Below are 24,069 nucleotides of genomic sequence, written 5' to 3'. Positions count from 1 at the left end.
AGCCTGAAGTCCGAAGTCCGAAGACCGAAGACAAAAACAGGCGTTTGTTATTTTATCTTATTTTTAAATGCTGTCATCAAGTTGAATAACCAATTACAGCATCAAATTCACTTATTGTTTAGTTTCTAATACTCTCCGCCTTTATCCTGAAAATCATCCATCAATAAACCTTTTGTTTTATCGATAAGACCTTTGAAGAAGTCTGAACTTTTCTTTGCGCTCTTCATGGTTTTCTTTCCAGAAGCCACTTGATTTTGCATATAGCGATTTTCTCTTTCATCTATTGCTCTGAAGCCCGAAAGCACCAAACCAACTGTGGTTGCATACATTGGGCTCTTAATCGCTTCAACTTTGCTCTTGCCAAGGTGTTCGTTAGGATAACCAATTCTAGCGTCCATGCCTGTCATGTATTCGAACAACTGTTTTACATAGCCCAATTGTGAACCACCACCAGTAATTACAATACCACCAGCCAACTTGCTTGCATAACCAGAAGTGATAATTTCTGCATGTACTAACTCAATAATTTCTTCCATTCTGGCCTCAATAATATTGGCTAGGTTACGGATAGAAATTTCCTTTGGCGGCCTGTTTCTTAAGCCAGGAATTGAAACGATTTCGTTCGGATTGGCTTCTTCTGCAATGGCTTTTCCAAATTTCGTTTTCAACAATTCGGCTTGGTTCTGCATTACTTTACAGCCTTCCTTAATGTCGGAGGTGATGATATTACCACCAAAAGGAATGACTGCTGTGTGTCGGATAATATTATCATGGAAGATCGCGATGTCAGTAGTACCACCACCAATATCTACAAGGCAAACGCCAGCCTCTTTTTCTTCGTCACTTAATACCGACATGCTTGATGCCAAAGGCTCTAAAATCAAATTCTCAATCTCTAAACCAGCCCTGCGCACACACTTATTGATATTTCTGATGGCATTAGTTTGAGCAGTAATCACATGGAAATCTGCTTCAAGCTTAACACCCGACATACCCACTGGATCTTTAATTCCTTCTTCATAGTCCACAATGTAATCCTGTGGCATTACGTGAATAATTTCACAGCCAGGAGGCATTACAATTTTGTGTATATCATTCGATAAACGAGTTAAATCGCTCACCGTAATTTCGTCTTCAACTACATCGCGAGTAATGCTACCGTGGTGCACCGAACTCTTAATATGTTGACCAGCAATACCCACATTTACCACATTGATTTCGATACCCGATTGCTCACTTGCTTCGGCAATTGCCTTTTCAATTGCAATAACGGTTTTGTCAATATTGGTCACTATACCACGGATCACCCCATCAGAAACAGCTTTACCCATTCCCAATACTTCGAGTTTTCCATACTCATTTTTCGTTCCCACAATCACACAGATTTTTGTGGTTCCAATGTCTAGTCCGACAACTATTTTATCTTCTTGCATGGCGTTGTTTGTATTTTATATTTCAGAGCTTCTGTGTTTGTAAACCTGTCACTTCTACATTCACTTTCGCTTTAAATTCCTTTGTTTCGATCACTCACAAATGAGTTGATCTTTGTATTCTACATTTACTCTACTGTATGTATTCCAACCTTTTGTTGGCATAATTTCTTTGAAGAAAATTTCCAACCTCTTGAACTTCGACTTAAAGTCTTCAGCATAACCAAACTCAAGTTTCTGATCTCCTACTTGCGGAATCATCACTACTTTTCCGTTTTTGCTTACTACCAACTGAGCGATTTGCATGCTCCAAAACTTATCTTTATTAATGTATTCGATCAAATCATAAAGCTTTTGGTCATATTCATTTTCTTCAATGCTTTTTCGAGAAGTCAACTCATCCATATATTTCCCTGAAAGCACAATAACCCTTGCCGTGTATTTACTTGAAACTGGTAAAATATCACCCTCTTCTCCCAAATAAGCATGTTTTCCGTTATCGGCAATAATTCTTGCCATGGGTTTATTCTGAATGGCTTTCACCACCAAATGCCCATTTAAATCTCTAAACACTTGGGCGTCTTTCACAAAACTGTGCGACTCCACTCTTTGCTCTATTTCTTTCAAACTCACCCTACCGTAAGCATCACCCAACACTGTGTCTCCTTTGTTTTCGAAAATGAGCGACATTACATCTTCCTCATCTATAAAGAAATTCTCGAAGGTATTTACGATGTCCACTTCGATGTCATCAATTCTGTAGCCCAGCTCTCTTTTGTCGATAAAACTGATCATAGATAAAAGAAGCACTGAAGCCCCTGTAATCCCTACGACCCTCCAAATTGTTTCTTTTGCTCTCATGACAATTCAGTTTTTATAGGTTCTACAAATTTATCAATGTCGCCAGCGCCAATGGTTAAAAGCACCTCTGGTTGCCAGGCTTTAATTTGTTCAAGCAATGCTTCTTTTGGGCAAACCGTTTTTCTTTCTGCCCTTACCTTTTCTAGCAACATTTCTGAAGTAACCCCTTCAATAGGTTGCTCTCTGGCAGGGTAAATATCCAACAAAATCACCTCGTCTGCTAAGCTCAAACTCTCCGAAAATTCTGGAGCGAAATCTCTTGTGCGGCTGAACAAATGCGGTTGAAAAACAGCTGTAATTCTTTTATTCGGATAAAGCGCTCGCACCGACTTCAATAGTGATTCGATCTCAACTGGGTGATGTGCGTAATCATCAATATACACCAAGCTATCAGACTTGATAACATACTCAAAACGCCTTTTCACTCCTTTATAAGTGCTTACTCCTTCGCGAATAGAGTCATCATCGGCACCAAAGTATTTGGTTACCGAAATGGCAGCCAAAGCATTTTCTACATTATGAAAACCAGGCACATTCAACCGAATACCTGTAATCGTTTTCTTGCTCGTTTTATAATCGAAAACAAAAGCGGCCTCTTCAATTCTTAAGTTCTCCGCTGTAATATCAGCCGACTCCAAGGCATAACTAGAATGATGGATTCTATTCTCATCACCCAATATTTGACTCCCCACTCCTTGCTTCGCGAAGAGTTTACCTTTCTTTTCAATTTTACTTACAAACAGTGCAAAAGACTCTTTCAAAGCGTCTTTATCACCGTAAATATCTAAATGATCTGCATCGATAGAGGTAACCACAGCCGCATCTGGACGAAGCGTTAAGAACGAGCGATCAAATTCATCTGCCTCAATCACAGCGATAGAATTCGTTTCCTCATTCATCACCATGTTTGTACCGTAGTTGGTCGCAATTCCTCCCAAAAAACCTGTGCAATCAATGCCTGCAGTTTTCATCAAGTGGACGATCATAGAACTAGTAGTAGTTTTACCATGCGTTCCGGCCACGGCCACAGAAATCATGCTTTCGGTAATTAAGCCCAGTACTTGAGAGCGCTTCATTATGGTGAAACCTTCTGCCTTAAGCCAAGCCCATTCTTTATGATCTTTTGGAATTGCTGGCGTGTAGATCACCAAAGCATCTTCTTTCGAACTTTTTAAATTATCGCTGATTTGCGCTGGGTCATCTTCAAAATGAACTGCAATCCCTTCGTTTTCTAATTGACGCGTTAAAGGTGTTGGGGTTTTATCGTAACCAGACACAGCTTTGCCGTTGTGCTTAAACCACCTGGCCAAAGCACTCATCCCGATCCCTCCGATCCCAAGAAAATATACGTTATGTATGTCTCTCAGCTTCACGCTATCAATTTTAAAATCTCGTCAACTATTTCGTCAGCAGCATTGGGTTTAGCCAATGCCTTTATTTTTTCACTCAACCTTTCTTGCTTTTCCTGATCGCGGATTAGCGCAATGGCTTCGTCTATTAATTTCTCTCTGGCTTCCACATCCTTCACCAAAATGGCGGCCTCATTATCTACCAAAGCTTTCGCGTTTTTGGTTTGGTGGTCTTCGGCTACGTTGGGCGAAGGCACAAAAATTGTCGGCTTGGCAGCAATGCTCAATTCAGAAACTGATAATGCACCCGCTCTGGAAATCACAACGTCTGCTGCAGCATAGGCCAAATCCATTTCCTTCAAAAACTCGAAAAGAAGAATGCCTTTTGCATCTCCAGAAGCCTCAAGTTTCTTTTTCATTTCAGCATGATAAAACTTACCACACTGCCAAATCACTTGAACACCTTCTTCCTTTAATTTCTCTAAGCCTAGAACCATGCTATCATTAAGGGTTCTGGCACCAAGGCTTCCTCCTAAAATCATCAAAACTGGTGCATCACTCAGACCAAAATGCTTCAAAGCAGCTTCTTTCTTTCCTGCTAAATCCACTATGTCTTTTCTGACAGGATTTCCCGTAAAAGCGATTTTGTTGGTCGGGAAGAATTGTTCCATGCCAGGATACGCTACGCATATCTTTTGCACCTTCTTTGCCAATAATTTATTGGTAAGACCTGCATATGAATTCTGTTCCTGAATCACTGCTGGAATTCCTTTTCGCGAAGCCACTCTTAATAAAGGGCCGCTAGCATAACCACCAACACCTACCACTGCATGTGGCCTAAACCTTCTAATAATCCCCGCACTTTTGCTGAGACTGTTCACCAGCTTTACTGGGAAAAGAAGATTGTCGAAAGTGAGTCTGCGCTGCAAACCACTGATCCAAAGACCGATGATTTTATATCCCGCTTCAGGCACTTTCTGCATTTCCATTTTTCCTTCGGCACCCACAAAAAGAATTTCAGCATCACCGAAACGCGCTTTAAAAGCATTGGCAATGGCAATAGCTGGGTAAATATGCCCGCCTGTGCCGCCTCCGCTGATAATGATTCGATATGGTTGTTTATTTTCTATGGTTATTATGCTTTAGCTGTATTTCTTAGATCGCCATTGATAGGCGAAAAACTTTCTTGTTCTCCTCGGCTCACGCTCAGGATAATTCCCAAGGAAAGCCCAGTGAATAGTAGCGAGGTTCCCCCCATACTAATCAATGGTAATGTTTGACCTGTTACAGGACCTAACCCAACCACAACGCCAATATTCACCAAGGCCTGAATTACAATGGCGAAACTGAGCCCTGCTGAAAGCAGTCCTCCAAATGCCCTGTCACTGTTGGCCATTACTCGCATCCCTCTATAGAGCAGTACTAAATAGAGGAACAAAACGAACACGCCTCCAATCATTCCATACTCTTCGATAATGATGGCATACACAAAATCTGAATAAGGATATGGAAGGAAATTTCTTTGGTCACTTTTACCTGGCCCTTTCCCAATTACTCCGCCTGTGGCGATAGCGATATAAGATTGTTGAGCCTGATAAGGGACCTCTTCTTGACTGATGAAGTCAGTTACCCTGCTAATTGCAGTTCCACCACGCTGACCAAAACTCATGGCTAGTACGCCTACGAAAGCACCTACAACCACCAACATGGCCAAGTATTTAGGCGGTACTCGACCGATAAACAAAAGCAACATACAGGTAAGGAAGAGTAAAATTGCGGTCGAAATATTGGTCATTGCAATAAGTCCGCAAATCGCGCCACACCATGCCAACATTGGAATCAATGATTCTTTGATATTGGCAATATTCTGTTGCCTTTTGGCCAACATACTAGCTAAACCAGCAATCAGAGCCATTTTAGCCAAATCAGAAGGCTGAAATTGCAAACCAATAAATGGCAACTCAATCCAACGAGAAGCTTCATTTACAGTTGAGCCTGCTTGCCATGCATAAAGCAATAATGGCACAGAAACGAAAAGTGCGTATCGGGTAATTTTAGAATAATAGCGGTAGTCAATTTTATGAGCCACCCACATTACCACCATGGCCAAACCTACCATAATGGTATGACGAATAAGGTAATACTCTGTATTTCCCCCCATTTGTTTGTAAGCCAAGGAGCCCGTTGCACTATAAACCACCAAAATACTAATGAGAGAAAGGCATAGCACCACCACCCAAATGACGGGATCGCCCTGAAGGTGTTTATCGGTCCATGTTTTCAATTTTACTAACATCGTATTTTCTATATTCTATTTTAAATGGCTAAAACTGCTGTTCTAAACTGATCTCCGCGATCTTCATAGTTCTTGAACAAATCGAAGCTTGCACAAGCCGGAGATAGCAACACCGTATCGCCCGGTTTTGCCAATTCCTTGGCCATTCTAATCGCTTTTATCAAATCATCAGTCGCCTGAATGCTGGGTACTATATTTTCGAAAGCCGTAAAGAGTTTCGAATTATCTTTTCCCAAACAGATCAAGCCTTTTACTTTATTCTGTACCAAAGCCTGAATTAGGCTGTAATCATTTCCTTTATCTACCCCACCCGCAATCCAAACAATAGGTGCTTCAACCGCATCCAAAGCATAGTAGACAGAATCCACATTAGTCGCTTTTGAATCATTAATGTATTTCGCTCCGTTAATTTCCCTTACTGGCTCCAATCGGTGCGGTGCATTTTTGAAGTTTTTAAAACCACGAATAATGGCTTCATCACTTACCCCTGCCAAACTTGCGGCATAACCTGCGGCTTTGGCATTGAGCATATTGTGTTGCCCCTTTATTGAGATATCTGCTCTGGGGGCAGATACCTCAACGTTTAAAGGGGTAAAAAACAACCTATCATTGTTAATCTCGGAAACGTCTCCTCCAAGCGAATAAGGATGAACTTTCAGGCCGCGAGCGGCTTTAGAAATGTTCTTCCCAATTTGGTGGTCATCGTTCCAATAAATGGCATGACCGCCCAGGTGTACAAGGTGAAATATGCGCATCTTCGATGCGATATATTTTTCGAAGTCGTAATCGTACCTATCCAAATGATCTGGAGTGATATTTAATACAACAGCAATGTTTAATTTCAATTCGTAGCAGTCATCCAACTGAAAACTGCTTAACTCTAGCACGTACCAATCGTGTTGATCTTCGATCACCTGACGTGCTAAACTTTTTCCTACATTTCCGCCAAGACCTACGTTAAACCCTCCTTCTTTTAGAAGGTGATATGTCAAAAGCGTGGTAGTGGTTTTACCGTTTGTTCCTGTTATGCCAATCAACTTTGCGGCTGTATGCCTAGCTGCGAACTCGATTTCGCCAATGATTAAATTCCCTTTGGCTCTGAGTTTCTTAATCAGAGGAGCTGATTCAGGAATTCCAGGGCTTTTAATTACCAAGTCACTTTCTAAAATTCGATCTTCTGAATGTTTTCCGCTTTCAAACTCAATATCATTGGCCTCTAACTCCTGAACATACTGTGCTTTGATCTGCCCCATATCAGACACGAACACATCATAGCCTTTTGCTTTCCCAAGCAATGCCGCTCCTGTTCCGCTTTCGCCTGCGCCTAGTATGGTTAGTTTTCGTTTCATTGTTCAGAGTTACGATTTACCATGTTTGATGTACGAGTATTAGAAGCTGCATTGCTTCTAGCAGTCTTAATAGCTGCAACTGTCATTGCCAAAATCTCTTCTGACTCTTTTATTAGCCTTTGGACTTCAGACGTATTACTTCTATTCAATGCCAAAATAAGATCTAAGAAGTAGCTACACTCATCTGCTTCCTCTTCAACAATCTTGAGCTTATTGATAAAATCAGCAGTCGATTTACCTCTACCAGCAGCCCTGTAGTTAGCCCCTACTGAACTTGACGCTCTAATAAGCTGTCTAGCAAAAACACCATTTGAATAGCTCTTGGGCAAAGCATCACAGACATGTACTATATCTAGTACAAACTTTCTATGCCTCTTTATGATGTCCTGTCTATTCAAAATGTACTCTTTCTAACTCTTACATTAAACCTCGTAAATCAAACATTCTTCGTTATCTCAATTTCAATGTTGCCAATGTTATAATCGCCAACAGAATTCCCACAATCCAGAACCTTGTTACAATCTTGGCTTCTGGAATTTCCATTTTTTGATAGTGGTGATGTAAAGGCGACATCCTAAAGATTCTCCTTCCTTCTCCATATTTCTTTTTTGTGTATTTGAAATAACTCACCTGAATAATTACAGAGAGATTTTCGATCACAAAGATTCCACACAATACTGGAATCAAAAGTTCTTTTCGGAGTACCAAAGCCAGCACAGCGATGATTCCACCCAATGAAAGACTACCTGTATCGCCCATAAAAACTTGAGCCGGATAAGAGTTGTACCATAAAAAACCTACGCAAGCCCCCACAAAGGCAGTACAGAAAATTACGAGCTCTCCAGAATTTGGAATGAACATTACGTTCAGATAATCAGAGAAAATAGCGTTACCCGATATGTAGGCGAAAATTGCCAGCGTAAGGCCTATAATGGCCGATGTGCCCGCAGCCAATCCGTCAATTCCATCTGTAATATTGGCTCCGTTAGAAATGGCTGTAACAAAGAAAATCACCACCAAAATGTAAATGGCTGCAGTAATCCACTTGTTATCTGTTGGGTTGAAAGCATCATAATCCAACTCATTATTCTTCACAAAAGGAATTGTGGTTGTAGTAGATTTGCTATCAACATAATTTGGTGCTTCTGTTACCGAGATAGTTTGCTCTTGTGGAACAGGGTTGAATTCCCTTACCACTACATCATCGTTGAAGTAAAGTACAGCACCTACCAAAAGGCCAATTCCCACCTGACCTACCACTTTAAATTTACCGGCAAGCCCCTCTTTGTTCTTCTTAAAAACCTTGATGTAATCGTCTAAAAAGCCAATGGCTCCTAAACCCAAAGTGGTGATTAACAAAAGAATGACATAAATATTTTCAAGCTTCGCGAAGAGCAAAGTTGGAATTACAATGGCGGCTATAATGATAAGTCCACCCATGGTTGGTGTTCCTTTTTTGGCCATTTGGCCTTCTAAACCTAAATCTCTAATGCTCTCGCCTACTTGTTTGTTTCGAAGCATATTGATCAGCTTCTCACCGAAAGTAATGGTGATTAACAAAGACAAAAGCACAGCCATACCCGCACGGAAAGAGATGTACTGAAACACTCCCGCGCCAACCAAATCAAACTCTCTATCTAAATAATTGAATAGGTAGTATAGCATTCTAATAGGTTTTAAATTTTAGACGCTAGAGTTTAGAAAATCGGTTTTCTGAGCTCTGACATCGTCAATCGTATTTTATTTATGAATTAGGTTTAACATTTCTTTCAATACTTTTCTATCATCGAAATCGGATTTTACACCCTTTACATCTTGATAGGTTTCGTGACCTTTTCCCGCCACTAGGATAATATCTTTAGGTTCGGCCATAGAGCACGCGGTTTTAATCGCTTCTCTTCTGTCTGCCATTACCAGTGTTTTTCTATAATTGCTCGGGCTCACGCCTTTTTGCATGTCTTCGATAATCGCCATTGGCTCCTCAAAGCGTGGATTATCTGAAGTGAGTACCACTTTATCACTTAGTTCACAAGCAATTTTTGCCATTTCAGGCCTTTTCGTTGTATCTCGATTTCCACCGCAGCCTACTACCGTAATTACTTTCTCGTTTCCACTTCGGAAAACTTTAATGGTAGAAAGCACATTCTCTAAAGCATCAGGCGTATGTGCGTAATCCACAATAGCAGTGATTCCTGTATCGGTAAGCACCTGCTCAAAACGACCTGGCGCTGGGTTCAAATCCGATAAAGTTTGAAGCACATCTGCGGGTTCTTCTTCTAGCAAAATAGCCGCTCCATATACCGCCATTAGGTTATAAGCATTGAAATCGCCAATCAACTTGAACCAAACATTATGGCCTTCAATATCTAATTCCAGTCCTTGTAGGGTATTGGAAAGAATTCTTGCTTTGAAATCAGCCATGGTTTTTAAAGCATAGCTGTGTTTCGTTGCTTTTGTATTCTGAAGCATTATCGACCCTCGCTTATCATCAGTATTGGTTAAAGCAAAGGCAGAAGAGGGAAGCCCATCGAAGAGCATCTTCTTCGCTTTGATGTACTCATCGAAAGTCTTGTGATAATCTAAATGATCGTGAGAGAGGTTGGTGAAAACCGCTCCTGTGAAAGTGAGTCCTGAAACACGATGTTGCACTAAGGCATGTGAACTGACTTCCATAAAACAGTGTGAACAACCTTTAGCTACCATCTTCGCCATCAACTCATTCATTTGAATGGCATCGGGCGTAGTGTGAGTTGCCACAATTATCTCGTCATTGATTTTATTAACTACCGTAGAAAGCAAGCCAACATTATAACCGAGTTGCTTGAACAACTGGAATAATAAGCTTACACAAGTAGTTTTTCCATTGGTGCCAGTAACGCCTACCAACTTCAATTTCGTACTAGGGTTTCCAAAGAAGTTAGAAGCCATAATACCCAAAGCCTCACTACTGTCCTTCACCTGAACGTAGGTAATGGCAGCATTTAGGTTTTCAGGAAATTCTTCACAAATAATAGCTACAGCGCCCTTTTCAATGGCCTGTTCTATATAATCGTGACCATCGACTTGAGTACCACGCGTAGCGATAAAGGCTGTATTAGCTTCTACTTTTCTGGAGTCGAAAGCCAATGCGGCCACTTCTACAGTTGTATCGCCAGATACTGACTGCAAAGCCACTTTATACAATATGTCTTTTAATGCAGACATGAATTACCCTAGTTCTATCGTGATGGTTGTTCCTTTTTCTATTCTTCTTCCTGCGTAAATCGATTGCCTAAGCACTCGACCCGTACCAGAAACATTAACTCTTAATCCTTTATTTTCCAGTATGTAAAGCGCATCTCTCAATGTCATTCCTTCCACATTAGGCACGAGGTTCGACTGAGAATGATTGGGTTTCCAAGCAATCGCATTATTATTAACACTAGCCCTTACCCATTCTACATTTTCTTCTTCCATATGATTTGAAATGCCAAACTGATTTAACAGCTTATTCAATTCATCGAAATTTCCAGCCCTAATTACAGGGAAGGTTCCCTCTTTGGCCAAGCGCTCTCCTTCAAACTTATCGTGTAAGTCAAGGTCTAAAGCGAATATCATATCAGCAATTTCTTTGAAAACAGGCGCAGAAACATCTCCTCCGAAACTGTTCCAGCCTTTAGGGTCATCAATCACCACAATGCAAGAATACAAAGGCTCATCGGCAGGGAAATAACCAGCAAAAGACGCATAGTAGCGCTGTTTGTAGTATCGTCCATTAATCAATTTCTGGGCTGTTCCAGTTTTTCCGGCAATCTTGTAATAATCGTTTTTAATGTTTTTTGCGGTACCTCTTTCCACCACGCCTTCAAGCATGATTTTCAATTTTTCTAGTGTAGCTTTTGAGGCTATCTTCTTATCAAGTGTTTTAGCTTCAAACTCTTCTACGATCTGATTTCCTTTCCTAATACTCTTTACAATAATAGGCTGAATCATTTTTCCATCGTTGGCCACTGCATTGTAAAAAGCTAGGGTTTGAAGCGGAGTAATACTTGTTTCATACCCTACTGACATCCACGGTAAACTTGTTCCACTCCATGATTTGTCATCAACATTTTTAATATAAGGTATACCTTCACCTATCATTTGAAAATCGAGTGGTTTCCCTAAACCTGTTGATTTTATAATGTCTATGTATTTTTGAGGATCCTTACCAAAGTATTGATCTACCAGTTTGGAAATACCCACATTAGATGATTTTTCGAAGACTTCCTGAACAGTCAATTTACCATAACCACCTTTCCAAGCGCTTTGATCTTCCATTGTGCGGTCATAAAATTTAACAGTACCGTCATTGGTATCTACTGAATCGGTAAGCTCAATTTTATCTGCTTCTAAGAGGGCTAACATTGAAGCCAGTTTAAAGGTAGAGCCTGGGTCGTTCAAGCCTTGTACTGCATAATTATAATCTTCTACATAATTGCCGCTTTCTGTTCTGGTAAGGTTAGACATGGCTTTGATTTCACCTGTCTTCACTTCCATTAAAACTACTGTACCGTAGGCCGCTTCAAACTTCTCTAACTGCCTCAAAAGTGAGTTTTGAGCAACATCTTGAAGGTTGATATCGATAGTAGTGTACACATCATAACCATTTCTAGGCTTTACATCTGAAGCTACATTTACTGGCATCCAGTTACCACCTGCAATTCTTTGATACAAGCCTTTTCCATCTTGACCTGCCAAATAATGATCGAAGCTTTTTTCTATTCCTACAGTAGCTACACCATCTATATTTAAACCGCCAATTGTACGTTGGGCTAAAGCTTTAAAAGGACGATGTCTCCTATCCTCCTTGTCAAATATTACTCCCCCAATCATTTGGCCTTCCCGAAAAATCGGCCACTTTTCCATCATGGCCTTATCCTGATAATTAATGAGGCGGTTGTTTAGAACCAAATACCGTTTGCGAGACTGTCGAGCTTCCGAGATCTTCTTCCGGTATTCGCCAGGAGAGAGATCTCGAAAAAATTTCGACAATAGTAGTGAAAGGGAGTCAATACCTGTTTTAAAGGTATTATCGTTTGCAAGCGAAGGATCGAATGCAATTTTGTAAAAGGGAAGTGAGGTCGCCATCAGGTCGTTACCATCAGCATAAATACTTCCACGGGTGGCTTTAATTGTTTTATAATCCAACCCAATTTCTTGTGCTTGTTTTCGCCAATCATCGCCTTGCACAAACTGAATGTCTGCAATCCGGTAGATTACTACCAAGACAAAGGCAATCACAGCTAAAAAAGCTATTCTTACTCTCAGTAATATCGACTGCTTAATATTCACGTTCGTCTACAACAATTTTATATGGCGGTTCTTTACTTTCTTCTAATCCTAGTTTCTTTACGTTCTTGGCTACTTCCGACTGCTTACTGCTGTACATGTAATCTGCCTCCAGCGTGGTAACATCAGCCCTTAAATCCTCAACTTCGGTTTCTAGTTTCTTAATATTTCTATTTGCCTTTTCAGCATAATGGCTGTTCCACACATAAAACACACCCAACACTAGTGCGAAAGCTACTTTCGGCAGGTGCTTCACTGGAAGCCCCGTTTCTAAGTTTCCAGCTATTTTCAGCTTCGATAAAAGACCAAATAAGCCACCACCTGCAGTGCCGGATTTCTCATCTCTTTTCGCTTTGAATTTATTCGCTGCCACTTTCTTTACTTATATTTTTTCAGCAATACGAAGTTTTGCACTTCTTGCCCTGTTATTCACTTTTAACTCTTCCTCACTTGCTTCAATCGGTTTTCTGTTGATCGCATGAAATGGTTTCAACTGATTTCCGAAAAAGTCTTTTTCAACCTCACCAAACACCTTCCCCTTGTTAATAAAGTTTTTTACCATTCGATCTTCTAGCGAATGATAAGACTCTACCACTAGGCGACCTCCAGGCTTAATTACCTCAGCCGATTGTTCTAAGAAATCTTCCAGCGCCCCCATTTCATCGTTTACTTCGATACGGATGGCCTGAAAAACCTGAGCATAATATTTATACTCTCTATGCCTAGGCGCCAATCGATCCAATAATTGAATCAGGTCTTTGGTGGTTTTAAAAGGGTTGGAAAAACGCTCCGAAACAATAGCCGCAGCTAAAGTTTTGGCATTTTTCACCTCTCCGTAAATACCCAAAAGCTTATGCAATTGCTCTTCTGAATATTCATTCACCACATCGGCTGCCGTAAGCGAACCATTCAAATCCATCCTCATGTCTAAATCAGCTTCTGCACGGGTAGAAAACCCACGCATTGGCTCATCAATTTGATGAGATGAAATTCCCAAGTCCGCCAAAATTCCATCTACCTGCTTTACCCCGTATAACTTGAGGTACCGCTTGATGTGCCTAAAATTGGCTTGTACAAATGTGAAAGAACGATTGTCTATTTTTTCAGCATTAGCTCTAGCATCAACGTCTTGATCGAAACCAAAGAGCCTACCTTCACTATTTAAATGCTTTAATATTTCGGTTGAATGTCCGCCACCTCCAAAGGTGACATCTACATAGATTCCATTCGGCTTGATAGAGAGGCCATCAACGCATTCTTTAAGCATAACTGGCACATGATACTCTGACATAGTTTACTTATTCGTCTGCCAAAAATTTCTCCGCCATCTTGGAGTACTCACTTGCGTCTTGGATGAGGTATTCCTCATATTGGTCAGGATTCCAGATTTCGATTCTATTCCCCAACCCAACTAACACAACTTCTTTTTCAAGACCCGCATATTCCATCATCTTTTTAGGGATATTGATTCTTCCTGCTCCGTCTAACTCAACATCTACATTTCCCCTAAAAAAAGTTCTCTGAAACCTGCGGTACTCCTCACTGAATTCGCTTAGTCCCTTTATCTTCGCATAGATCTTTTTATACTCAAGCATAGGATATAACACCAAGCAAGGTTCGAAACCTCGTCTTAGCACAAGCTCTTCTGATGCATTATCTGGCAGTGCAGCCCTTACCTTTGAAGGTAAAGCCAACCTGCCCTTTACATCGAGCTTACAGTCATATTCACTTGTAAAAAAAGCCATTACACACCTGAACCTTTACAAAAGTAAGATTTTTTCCCACACTTCACCACTTTTCCTCACTTTTCCCCACTTTTTATGAAAAGTATCTTTTTCCGTACAGAAAAACAAGTGTGATCGAAAAATATCACTAGGAAGGTAAAGGAGGTAAAAAGTCCATTTCTGATGAATTACAAGGGCTTTAGCTGTTCAGAAAACTAGGCTTAAAATGGATTAACCCCATAAAATCCATATGAGTGAGTTTTTTTTAAAAGGCAAGAATAAAAGACCAAATGGGTATAAAAAAAGGCTTAACCAACCCGGTTTTAGATCATGTGGAGTAAAGTGGGAGAAAAATCACTAAAAAACATTCGCTTGCGGTAAAATACGGTTCGGTGGGAGAAGTCAATTCAAACCATCCAGAATTTCTTGATTATGCTGCCCTAATTGGGGAGGCGGGCTCAGCGAAAGGCGATCGAAGCCCGAAGCCACAAAAGAGCGTAAACCTGTAATGCCTTCGGCTTCTAAAAACCAATGAGGTTCGCCTTGATCTAGTGCATCATTTATGGTATTTACCAAGCCAGCTGGTACCTGCTGATTGACCAGCAATTCCATTAATTCATGTGAAGGCCATAGTCGGATTTTATCAGCAAGAATTCTATTCAATTCATCTCTGTTTACCACCCTTTCTTGATTGGCAGAAAAACCACCCATCTCATTAATGCTCAGAATACTACAGAGCCTATAGAATTGCTTATCGTTTCCAATCGCCAACAGCAATTGGCGACAATCTTTGGTCTCAAAAAGCTCACCATAAGGTGCAATATTTGGGTGAAGATTACCCATTGACTTTGGCTCATTTTTTCCTACCAACCAATTTGCACCTTGATTTACCAAGGCACTGATGGCAGCATCGATCAATGCTACTTGAACACACTTTCCTTTACCACTTTCCATACGCTCTATAAGGGCGACCAGCAGCGCCTCTTTCAGTTGGTGCCCTGCTAAAACATCAATCAGAGCGACAGGCATTTTTAACGGAGCAGCCCCTTGCTCACCATTAATGCTCATAAAGCCCGATTCTGCCTGAATGACAGCATCATAACCCACTTTAGGGTTGCTTAATCCATAACCGGTAATTTGACCATAAATAAGCGCTGGGTTAATCTCTTTTAGAGTGTTAAAGTCTACACCCAATTTTTCGGAATCACCAGGTTTATAACTGGCAACTACGATGTCTGCATTCTTGACAAGTTTATAGACTATTGCCCTTTCCTCCTTATTACTTAAGTCGATAGACAAAGATTTTTTACCCCAGTTTACCGAAGTAAAATATGCCGAAACGGTACCGTTTCTTTTTTCCCCCTTAAACAACCATGACCGAGTAACATCTCCGCCAGTTTTAGAGCTTTCTACTTTGATTACCTCTGCGCCCAATTCTGCAAAAAACTGCCCAACACTAGGCCCAGCTAGAACGGAAGCCAACTCAATTATTTTTAATTTTTTCATTGGTGCAGAAAGTGGTTGGTGATTTTTTTTTAAAAAAAACCGGCTTTTATATAAGGTCTTTTCTCCGACAGGTTGTTATTTTAGCATCTGCCATAGCGTGATTTTACTATTGGGCTATAGCAAAAAACAAATTTACTACTAACTAACTGAACAGCGCCATATCTCAAAATATGGCGTTGTTTTTTTATTTAGATCGCTCTATTGTGTAGGTAACTAACTGAGAAAGAGAATCTCTGTAAACACTTGGCTCAAATGTTTCCAGAATTTGTATTGCCTCTTGGTAATACTGATTCATTACTTTCTGGGCATATTCAATTCCGCCCGTTTCTCTTACAAAAGCAACTACTTCATTCACCTTTTTTGAATGATCTCCTTTACTTTTTACGGTTCGGATTATTCTTCGTTTGGTGCTGCTGCTGGCATTTTGTAAAGAATAAATCAGCGGCAAAGTCATTTTTTGCTCCTTAATATCAATACCTAGGGGCTTACCCACTTCTTCAGTACCGTAGTCAAAAAGGTCATCTTTGATTTGAAAAGCCATTCCGACTTTTAAACCAAATTCTCGCATTTTTTCTATGTCTTCTTGAGAAGCATTGGAGGCGGTAGCACCAACAGCGCAGCATGAGGCAATAAGCGAAGCGGTTTTCTGACGAATTACATCATAATAGATATCCTCGGTAATATCTAAGTTCCTGGCTTTGGCCATTTGAAGCAATTCACCTTCACTCATTTCGCGCACAGCTCGGGAAACAATTTTTAGAAAATCGAAATCTTCATTATCTACGGAAAGCAGTAAACCACGCGAAAGCAAATAATCACCTACTAAAACAGCTATTTTATTCTTCCAAAGTGCATTGATTGAAAAGAAGTCTCTTCTGTAATTTGAGTCGTCTACCACATCATCGTGAACCAGAGTGGCGGTGTGAAGTAATTCTATTAGAGAGGCGCCTCTATAAGTTCTGTCTGATATTTTGCCTGTTACCCCTGCTGCCAAAAACACAAACATAGGCCTCATTTGCTTGCCCTTGCGCTTTACAATGTAACTCATGATTTGGTCGAGCAGAAATACTTTACTCTTCATGAATGACCTGAATTTCTGTTCGAACTCAGTCATTTCACTAGCAATGGGGGCCTGTATTTCGGAAAGCTTTAACGCCATATCAGTAGAATGCCACAATATTAACAGGTAATGCTTCAACGGCAAAGTGAGGGCAGTTTTATTTGATAAGAAAAGTAGAAGCCTTTTGTTTAAAAATTTTACGCTGAACTTATTCTTAGTCCTTGTTTTTTAGTCTAAAATCAAAAACGAAAGAAATATAAGCGTCATTTTTTGCTGTTTGTACATCTTTACTCAACCAATGAAACATAATTTTAAATGTCGCTTTTTCATTACCAGTAGCCCAACCCACCCTAAAAGTACTCACCCAAGGCATCTGCCTTTCAGTATGCGGACTTTTATTATTGAATAAACTACCCGAAGCAGTAATGTCATGAAAAATATAGGACACTCCGTAACCAAAAACTACATAACCTACCCGCTCAAGGTCTTGGCTATTTTCACCAATCATGGCATTTGCAAATGGCGACTTGTTCAAAACATTCAATATACCCATCCTAAAATCGAAATTCTGGGCAATGTTCGTATGACCTGTTCCTAACGATGCTGATGATGAACTAATGAAATCCATACTTTTCGGCACCAAACTAAACTGCCGACTGTATTCAGCAGTGGCATTTAAAACCAAAGCCGTTCTAATTTGATGTTGCCATCCTCTTGGTTGCTTAAAACCCACGGCATTATGATACCACTTCTGCAAAGCTTCTGCTCCCGAGGCTTTGCCTGTTGTACCTAACTCCAAACCATATTTAAATCGTGAATTATCATTCTTGAACATAGACTTTGAAATTCCAGCATATAGCAAGCCTGCGTATGGCCTATCCAATTCAGAGATTTCATTATAAAACAAATCGTCAGGCGTATAAAACTTATGCGTAAGACTTATATCTATAATTTCCTTTGTGTTTAAAGAATCTGGTTTCTTGGGAACATACCTATAATGAAAAAGAAACCCATTAGAATAGTACTCATCATCCCTGTTCAGTAAGTAAACATCATTTTCAGTGGTGAACGAAAATTCAGATTTACGATAGTCTACCTGCCCTAAAATTGGCAACGTAAAGAGCAGTGAGAAAAAAATAAGAACCGACTTGATTGCAGTGATATTTAATTTGAGGCGCTAAAGTCTCAATTATTTATAATTTTAGCCAGCGTATTATCGGCAAATGGATAAAAAGAATTCAAGAATTGAGGAACAACTAAGTAAACGAGCGTTGCTGGGCAATAAACGCAGTTTGTCATTAGTAGATAAAAAACTGATAGACTTCAGCTCAAACGACTATTTAGGTCTTGCGAGGTCTGAAGGTTTAAAAAACCAAATTCTAAACAGCTATGAAAACCTAGCGGATAAAAATGGGTCAACCGGATCAAGGCTTTTGACTGGAAATTCAGCCTTAGCCACCGAGGTGGAATCAGAACTAGCCAAGCTTTTTGGATATGATGCCTGCCTAGTTTTTAACTCGGGCTACACAGCCAACCTAGGTTTTTTCTCTTGCCTTCCTCAAAGGGGCGATACTATTCTATATGATGAGCTTTCACATGCATGTATTAAAGATGGTAGTCGATTGAGTTTGGCCAAATCAATGCCTTTTAAGCATAACGACTTGGCCGATCTTGAGCGGAAATTAAAATTAAGTGAAGGCGAAATTTATATCGTTTGCGAAGCCGTCTACTCTATGGATGGTGACTTTGCTCCACTAAAAGCACTCTGTGAACTTTCAGAAAAATACAATGCAAAACTTATTGTAGACGAAGCACACAGCACAGGGGTATTCGGCAAAAACGGAGCGGGCTTAGTAGCTGAATTAGAACTAACCCAACGAGTTTATGCGGTTATTTTCACATTTGGTAAAGCCATGGGTATACACGGTGCTTGCATAGCTTCAAACCAAACAGTAATTGATTATATGATCAATTATTCACGCCCATTTATATATACTACCGCGCCCTCTCCTTTTGAGTTTTTATCAATACAGCAAGCCTTCCAGTTTTTAACCCATCACCCAGATTTGGCTATTCGTTTAAAAGAAAACATTTCCATCTTCAACCAAACACTTGAAACACAAAGACCTCCGCGTTATTTATCTACCAGTGCTGTGCAAGTAGTGATTACTTCGGGCAACTTAAAAGCAAAATCTACGTCAAAGCAACTTCAAGAAATGGGATTCGATGTTCGCCCAATTCTTTCGCCTACGGTAAAAGAAGGGGAAGAACGCTTGAGAATCTGCTTACATAGTTTTAATAGTAAAAATGAGGTATTGGGTTTGGCACATGCGCTGAATTCCTTACTTTGTTAACAGCGGAAGCTAGCGGAAGAATTTTTATCATATCTTTGGGGTTTTTAAAAACTGAATGAAGCCAATCGGCAAAGACTACGTAAAGAAGAAGTACGACCAGGTGGTTCCGGGAGGAATTGACGAGTGGCCGGTCGTGAGCTTAAGCAATAACAGGGATGCTTTCATTAAGGAAGTCACCGCTGAAAGTATTAAGCGTATAAAAAAACTTACCCCAAAGCGTTCAAGCCTAATTGAGGAAATAGAAACAACCCTTTTTAGGGAAAAGCTTAGGGTAAAAAGAAATCCTTGGGCGGTTGACCCACCAGACGAAGCTGACTTTCTTCAATCCATCAAAGACAGACTTCTTGAAATCTCAACAAATGACGACAAGGAGGACATTGACGAGACTTTAGAAGACATTCTTTCAGAAATTATAGAGCGCTACGCCAGTGAGATTGCCGGAAACTTTAAGAAGTCGCGGTACAGAATGGCTCGTTCCATTGTTACTTTTGGTTTTGCTAGGCTTTTAAACGCATCTCGTGCCCGAGGTTTTTGGTCGATTTTCAGTACTCGATATTCGCTTCAAGATAAAATTCATATTACTGGAGAAGTAGAGGAATTGCGCACCTTGGCCAAAAAAGGAACAATCATTATGGTTCCTACACATTTCAGTAATCTTGATTCTATATTAATAGGCTGGGTAATTAGTGCTTTGGGCTTGCCTGCATTTATTTATGGTGCTGGTTTAAACCTCTTCAACATAAAAATATTTGCCTACTTTATGGAAAGCCTTGGGGCCTATAAAGTAGACAGAAGAAAGAAAAACCTACTCTATTTAGAAACCCTAAAGAGTTATTCTAGTCTTGCAATTCAGAAAGGTTGCCATAGCCTTTTCTTCCCTGGCGGAACCCGTTCACGCTCAGGACAAATAGAAAAGAGATTGAAACTTGGTCTTTTAAGTACAGCTATTGAAGCACAGCGTGTCAACTATCAGAAGGGAAAAAGAGACGGTCTGCACAAAATATTTATTGTTCCAGTAACTTTAAACTACAATTTTGTGCTTGAAGCTCCTTCTCTTATTCGTGAATATTTAAGACTAAAGGGACAAGAGCGCTACTATGTAGAAAACGATGAGTATTCCACCTCATATAAAATTTCTGCCTTCTTGCTTAAATTCTTTACCAAAGGTTCCGACATATCAGTGTCCATCGGAAGAGGTTTGGATGTGCTGGGGAATTATGTAGATACAGATGGCAACAGTTATGACAAAAGTGGCCGTCAAATAGATACTCAAGAGTACTTTACCAAAGACGGAAAAATCATTTCGCACGACCAGCAACGCGAAGATGAATATACCCGAATGTTGAGTGATAGAATAGTTGAAGAATTCCATCGAATCAATAAGGTTTTCGCCAGTCATTTGGTGGCATTTGTAGCCTTTGAAATGCTACAAAAGAAATTCAATAAGCTGGATTTGTATAACTTCTTGAGAATTCCGGAAGAAGACCAGATTATTCCTTATGAGGAGTTTAAGGCTGTTTTCCAGACAGTATTAAGAAGAGTTCATGAAATGTATAATAAGGGAGAAGTTAGTGTTTCCCCTTACCTTACCGGAGATCCTGATAAAATTATTGCACACGGTTTGGCCAACGTGGGTATGTACCACGCCAAGCGTCCGCTGATAAAGAATAAGAAGGGGGATATTTATACCCAAGATTTAAATTTGCTGTTTTACTATCACAACCGTTTAGTAGGTTATAATCTTGAGAAATATGTCTAAGGAATGTGTTGGGGTTATTGGTTCAGGCAGTTTTGGAACAGCTGTAGCAAATATTCTTTCAAAGAATTCGAAGGTGTTATTATATGCCCGAAATGCTGAAACAGTCGAAAAAATTAAGTCGACCAGAATTTCGAACGGACAACACCTCCACGAAAACATAACTGTTACAAATAGTTTAGAAGAAGTTGCTAAAAAATGCAATGTGATATTCCCTGTAGTTCCTTCAGCTAATTTCAGGGATATGATGCGGCAGTTTGCTCCTTTTCTACATCCATACCATGTACTCATTCATGGCACCAAAGGCTTAGATTTAATTCTACCTCACGAAATGCCAACCGATTTCAAAATGGATCGATCATGCATTAGAACCATGAGTGAGGTAATAAGGGAAGAAAGTGTAGTGGTGCGTGTGGGTTGCATGGCAGGCCCTAATTTGGCAAAAGAATTAGCTTTAGGTCACCCAGCAGCTACTGTAATTGCTTCGCCATTCAATGAGGTAATTAATGAGGGTAAAAGATTACTGAGGTCTGAAAAATTTCAAGTTTACGGTAATCAAGACTTGAAGGGAGTCGAACTTTGTGGAGTACTTAAAAACATAATTGCTATTGCTTCGGGCATCATCTCTGGTTTAGGTTTTGGCGATAACGCCAAAGGGTTATTGATCAGTAGAGGCTTAGTTGAAATGATATACTTGGGAAAAGCCTTAGGTGGTGAAATATCGTCATTCATTGGTTTAGCAGGTATTGGCGACTTGGTCGCCACCGCTTCTAGTCAAACCAGCCGAAACTACACTATTGGTTTTAAATTGGCACAAGGAAAAAGCATGGATGAAGCCATTGCCGAGATGGAGGAAACCGCTGAAGGTGTAAACACGATTAAAATCATTAAGCAATTAGCAGATGCCCAAGGGATTAAACCTTTGATTACCGACACCCTTTATAAAATTCTTTATGAAGGAATGAAGCCTCAAGATGGCTTAAGTTATCTTATGAAATATCCAGGAAATATCGATATCGACTTTCTTTAAAAGTCGCCCCAAAAACAGTCCTCTTCTATTTCTTCAAATTCCCTTTTTCAACTATATTAAGAGAAAGGCATTCTAACTCCGAAGACTATCGAACTTAAAAGACACCATATTATCTTTCTTTGTCTGACTTTATGGTCTTGTCTTTCACTTTGTGCACAGCAGGAAAGAATAAATTATGACACTATTCCCTTACCAAAAAACACAACTATTATTTTAAAAGATGCCCGATATACTTTCGATAAAGACACCGTCTTAATTTTACCGGACACTGTTTTTTATAAAGTAAGAGGTAATTTCTATCAGCGCCTTCAAGGTAAATGGTCTAACCGAAAAATAACAAAAGAGCTTTTCAATCTTTTGTTTTCGCTGCCTTCTGATGATTTCAAGCTCGACACCACACAGTTTTCTATAAGTGAAAATCCATTTAAAAGTCATAATGGAAAAATCATCGGAAACATTGAGCTTATTAAGCTCAAAGCTTTAGGTACTAGAATGGATAAACCCGAGGAGAAGCCAAAATCCTTTATTCAAAAAACCGGTAATACGGTCAACTTTAACACCAGAGAAAGGGTAATTCTCAACAACCTGCTTTTTTCTAGTGGTGATATTGTTGACCCGCTAATTATAGCCGATAATGAAAGGATTCTCCGTGAACTGCCTTACATTAAAGATGCTCGGATTTACTTAAAACCAAGAGAGGATAACCCCGAAATTGTTGATGTTGAAATTATAACGAAAGACGTTCTGGCCTTATCTTTTGACATTGAAGCACGCGATTTTGACTCGGGTGTTTTAAGGGTAAACCACAAAAACATTTTTGGTTCTGGGCACGAAATAGACAATCGTTTTTCCGTAGACCATAGCTCAGACCAAAGGTACAGTTATCAGATACGCTATCGAGTGCCCAACATTAAGCGTTCTTTCATTTCGTTTGAAGCCAATTACGCCAATACGGTAAATCAAGATTTTAGCAGCGTAAAACTCCAGCGTGAGTTTATTTCACCAAAAATTAAGTTTGCAGGTGGTATTGAATTTACGAACCAAAGACTTCGCTTTACTGAACTATCCAATATCATTTCAGACGAAGAGTATGACTTTCAAACAATTAACCAACGCTATGACTACCAAGACTTTTGGCTGGCTAGGGCTTTCCCTCTCAACTTAAAAGACCCTATTCGAAATGAAAGGACAAGGCTTATTGTTTCGGGAAGAATTTCAAATATAAAATTTACACTCAGACCAGAAGTTGACACTGAACTTAATCAACCATTCCATAATAGAACTTTAGCCATTGGCTCTGTAGGAATTTCGCAAAGAAGATACTTTAAGGATCAACTCATTTTTGGTTATGGAAGAACTGAAGATATACCTTATGGCTATCAAATTGAATTACTAGGAGGTTATGAATGGGCAGAATTTGGTCACCGCTATTTTCTTGGCGGGAAAGCCGGCCGAGGAGGATATATGGGCAACCTAGGCTATTTTTTAGGAGGATTCTCGTTAGAAAGCTTTCTGAAAAACCAAGTTTTTGAACAAGGTGTATTCAAAGCTGATTTCCGCTTTTTCAGCTCATTAATTGATCTAAACCGATGGAAATTCAGGCAATTTATAAATGTAAATTACACCTACGGCATCGACCGATTTTCGAACGAGTACATTGATATAAGAGACGGAAATGGCATAAGGGGTTTGAAAAGTAATACACTGAGAGGAACTCAACGTTTCTTAATTAATATTGAAACGGTAAGCTTTACCCCATTTGAAGCCGCTGACTTTAAATTAGCTGTTTTTGGTTTCTACGACCTTGGCATGGTAAACAATGGTAAGAAAAGCATTTTTAGCGAAAAGGCTCAATCTGGAATAGGTTTAGGCTTTAGGATTAGAAATGACAACCTTACTTTTAAAGCCATTGAAATTCGTTTGGCCTATTACCCCGATGCCCCAGTTGGAATACCAATGACAGACCTGAGCCTATCTGGGAATAGTGGGTTTAACTTTTCAGATTTCTTAATCACACGCCCATCTCCAAGTATTTTCAGATAAA

At 39.9% G+C, this 24,069-nt stretch carries 20 protein-coding genes; 4 read left to right on the top strand and 16 right to left on the bottom strand.

Annotated features, from left to right (window positions below; all coding sequences use genetic code 11):
• Window positions 1–125: 125 nt before the first annotated feature.
• The 16 genes from ftsA to MB14_RS06955 form a co-directional block, all read right to left on the bottom strand.
• A complete protein-coding gene (gene ftsA / locus MB14_RS07030; protein ID WP_062590870.1) occupies window positions 126–1,433 on the bottom strand; it encodes a cell division protein FtsA in 1,308 nt (435 codons plus the stop codon).
• A 90-nt stretch (window positions 1,434–1,523) separates the two neighbouring features.
• On the bottom strand, window positions 1,524–2,291 hold the full coding sequence (locus MB14_RS07025; RefSeq protein WP_062590868.1) for a cell division protein FtsQ/DivIB: 768 nt from the start codon (window positions 2,289–2,291) through the stop codon (window positions 1,524–1,526).
• Window positions 2,288–3,664 carry a UDP-N-acetylmuramate--L-alanine ligase gene (gene murC / locus MB14_RS07020; protein WP_084375996.1) on the bottom strand — a complete coding sequence of 459 codons (1,377 nt, stop codon included), beginning with the start codon at window positions 3,662–3,664 and terminating at the stop codon, window positions 2,288–2,290. Before murC ends, MB14_RS07025 begins: the two co-directional genes overlap by 4 nt.
• Window positions 3,661–4,770: an undecaprenyldiphospho-muramoylpentapeptide beta-N-acetylglucosaminyltransferase gene (gene murG / locus MB14_RS07015; RefSeq protein ID WP_084375995.1), complete on the bottom strand. Its 1,110-nt coding sequence runs from the start codon at window positions 4,768–4,770 to the stop codon at window positions 3,661–3,663. Before murG ends, murC begins: the two co-directional genes overlap by 4 nt.
• Window positions 4,771–4,775: 5 nt before the next feature.
• The gene (locus MB14_RS07010; protein ID WP_053224892.1) at window positions 4,776–5,936 is read right to left on the bottom strand and encodes an FtsW/RodA/SpoVE family cell cycle protein; all 1,161 of its coding nucleotides are present in this window, start codon (window positions 5,934–5,936) and stop codon (window positions 4,776–4,778) included.
• Window positions 5,937–5,956: 20 nt separating this feature from the next.
• A complete protein-coding gene (murD, locus tag MB14_RS07005) occupies window positions 5,957–7,285 on the bottom strand; it encodes a UDP-N-acetylmuramoyl-L-alanine--D-glutamate ligase (protein ID WP_062590861.1) in 1,329 nt (442 codons plus the stop codon).
• Window positions 7,282–7,683, bottom strand: coding sequence for a four helix bundle protein (locus tag MB14_RS07000; protein WP_062590859.1), 402 nt, complete (start codon window positions 7,681–7,683; stop codon window positions 7,282–7,284). The genes murD and MB14_RS07000 overlap by 4 nt, the downstream gene beginning before the upstream one ends.
• A 52-nt stretch (window positions 7,684–7,735) precedes the next feature.
• On the bottom strand, window positions 7,736–8,950 hold the full coding sequence (gene mraY / locus MB14_RS06995; protein WP_062590857.1) for a phospho-N-acetylmuramoyl-pentapeptide-transferase: 1,215 nt from the start codon (window positions 8,948–8,950) through the stop codon (window positions 7,736–7,738).
• Window positions 8,951–9,025: 75 nt separating this feature from the next.
• Window positions 9,026–10,489, bottom strand: coding sequence for a UDP-N-acetylmuramoyl-L-alanyl-D-glutamate--2,6-diaminopimelate ligase (locus tag MB14_RS06990; RefSeq protein WP_062590855.1), 1,464 nt, complete (start codon window positions 10,487–10,489; stop codon window positions 9,026–9,028).
• A 3-nt stretch (window positions 10,490–10,492) separates the two neighbouring features.
• Window positions 10,493–12,598, bottom strand: a complete 2,106-nt coding sequence (locus MB14_RS06985) for a PASTA domain-containing penicillin-binding protein (RefSeq protein ID WP_062590852.1) — start codon at window positions 12,596–12,598, stop codon at window positions 10,493–10,495.
• Window positions 12,588–12,968, bottom strand: a complete 381-nt coding sequence (locus tag MB14_RS06980) for an FtsL-like putative cell division protein (protein ID WP_062590850.1) — start codon at window positions 12,966–12,968, stop codon at window positions 12,588–12,590. Before MB14_RS06980 ends, MB14_RS06985 begins: the two co-directional genes overlap by 11 nt.
• Window positions 12,969–12,977: 9 nt before the next feature.
• On the bottom strand, window positions 12,978–13,886 hold the full coding sequence (rsmH, locus tag MB14_RS06975; protein ID WP_062590848.1) for a 16S rRNA (cytosine(1402)-N(4))-methyltransferase RsmH: 909 nt from the start codon (window positions 13,884–13,886) through the stop codon (window positions 12,978–12,980).
• 7 nt (window positions 13,887–13,893) lie between these two features.
• Complete coding sequence (mraZ, locus tag MB14_RS06970) at window positions 13,894–14,340, bottom strand: division/cell wall cluster transcriptional repressor MraZ (RefSeq protein ID WP_053224899.1); 447 nt, start codon at window positions 14,338–14,340, stop codon at window positions 13,894–13,896.
• A gap of 381 nt (window positions 14,341–14,721) precedes the next feature.
• Window positions 14,722–15,825 (bottom strand): CaiB/BaiF CoA transferase family protein, encoded by a 1,104-nt coding sequence (locus MB14_RS06965; RefSeq protein WP_062590846.1) that lies wholly within the window; start codon window positions 15,823–15,825, stop codon window positions 14,722–14,724.
• A gap of 184 nt (window positions 15,826–16,009) precedes the next feature.
• Window positions 16,010–16,984 carry a polyprenyl synthetase family protein gene (locus MB14_RS06960; RefSeq protein WP_062590889.1) on the bottom strand — a complete coding sequence of 325 codons (975 nt, stop codon included), beginning with the start codon at window positions 16,982–16,984 and terminating at the stop codon, window positions 16,010–16,012.
• A 115-nt stretch (window positions 16,985–17,099) separates the two neighbouring features.
• A complete protein-coding gene (locus MB14_RS06955; RefSeq protein ID WP_342775973.1) occupies window positions 17,100–18,011 on the bottom strand; it encodes a lipid A deacylase LpxR family protein in 912 nt (303 codons plus the stop codon).
• Between the two features lie 97 nt (window positions 18,012–18,108).
• Here MB14_RS06955 and MB14_RS06950 point away from each other — a divergent pair, with 97 nt between their 5' ends.
• The 4 genes from MB14_RS06950 to MB14_RS06935 all read left to right on the top strand — a co-directional run bounded on the left by MB14_RS06950 (window position 18,109) and on the right by MB14_RS06935 (window position 24,068).
• A complete protein-coding gene (locus MB14_RS06950; RefSeq protein WP_062590842.1) occupies window positions 18,109–19,239 on the top strand; it encodes an aminotransferase class I/II-fold pyridoxal phosphate-dependent enzyme in 1,131 nt (376 codons plus the stop codon).
• A 55-nt stretch (window positions 19,240–19,294) separates the two neighbouring features.
• A complete protein-coding gene (locus MB14_RS06945; RefSeq protein ID WP_062590840.1) occupies window positions 19,295–20,998 on the top strand; it encodes a 1-acyl-sn-glycerol-3-phosphate acyltransferase in 1,704 nt (567 codons plus the stop codon).
• Window positions 20,991–22,025 carry an NAD(P)H-dependent glycerol-3-phosphate dehydrogenase gene (locus MB14_RS06940; RefSeq protein ID WP_246032642.1) on the top strand — a complete coding sequence of 345 codons (1,035 nt, stop codon included), beginning with the start codon at window positions 20,991–20,993 and terminating at the stop codon, window positions 22,023–22,025. The genes MB14_RS06945 and MB14_RS06940 overlap by 8 nt, the downstream gene beginning before the upstream one ends.
• Window positions 22,026–22,382: 357 nt before the next feature.
• On the top strand, window positions 22,383–24,068 hold the full coding sequence (locus MB14_RS06935; RefSeq protein ID WP_062590836.1) for a BamA/TamA family outer membrane protein: 1,686 nt from the start codon (window positions 22,383–22,385) through the stop codon (window positions 24,066–24,068).
• Window position 24,069 lies beyond the last annotated feature (1 nt).

It is taken from the genome of Roseivirga ehrenbergii (genome assembly GCF_001593005.1).
Lineage (GTDB): Bacteria > Bacteroidota > Bacteroidia > Cytophagales > Cyclobacteriaceae > Roseivirga > Roseivirga ehrenbergii.
This window is presented reverse-complemented; position numbering and strand designations above follow the sequence as displayed.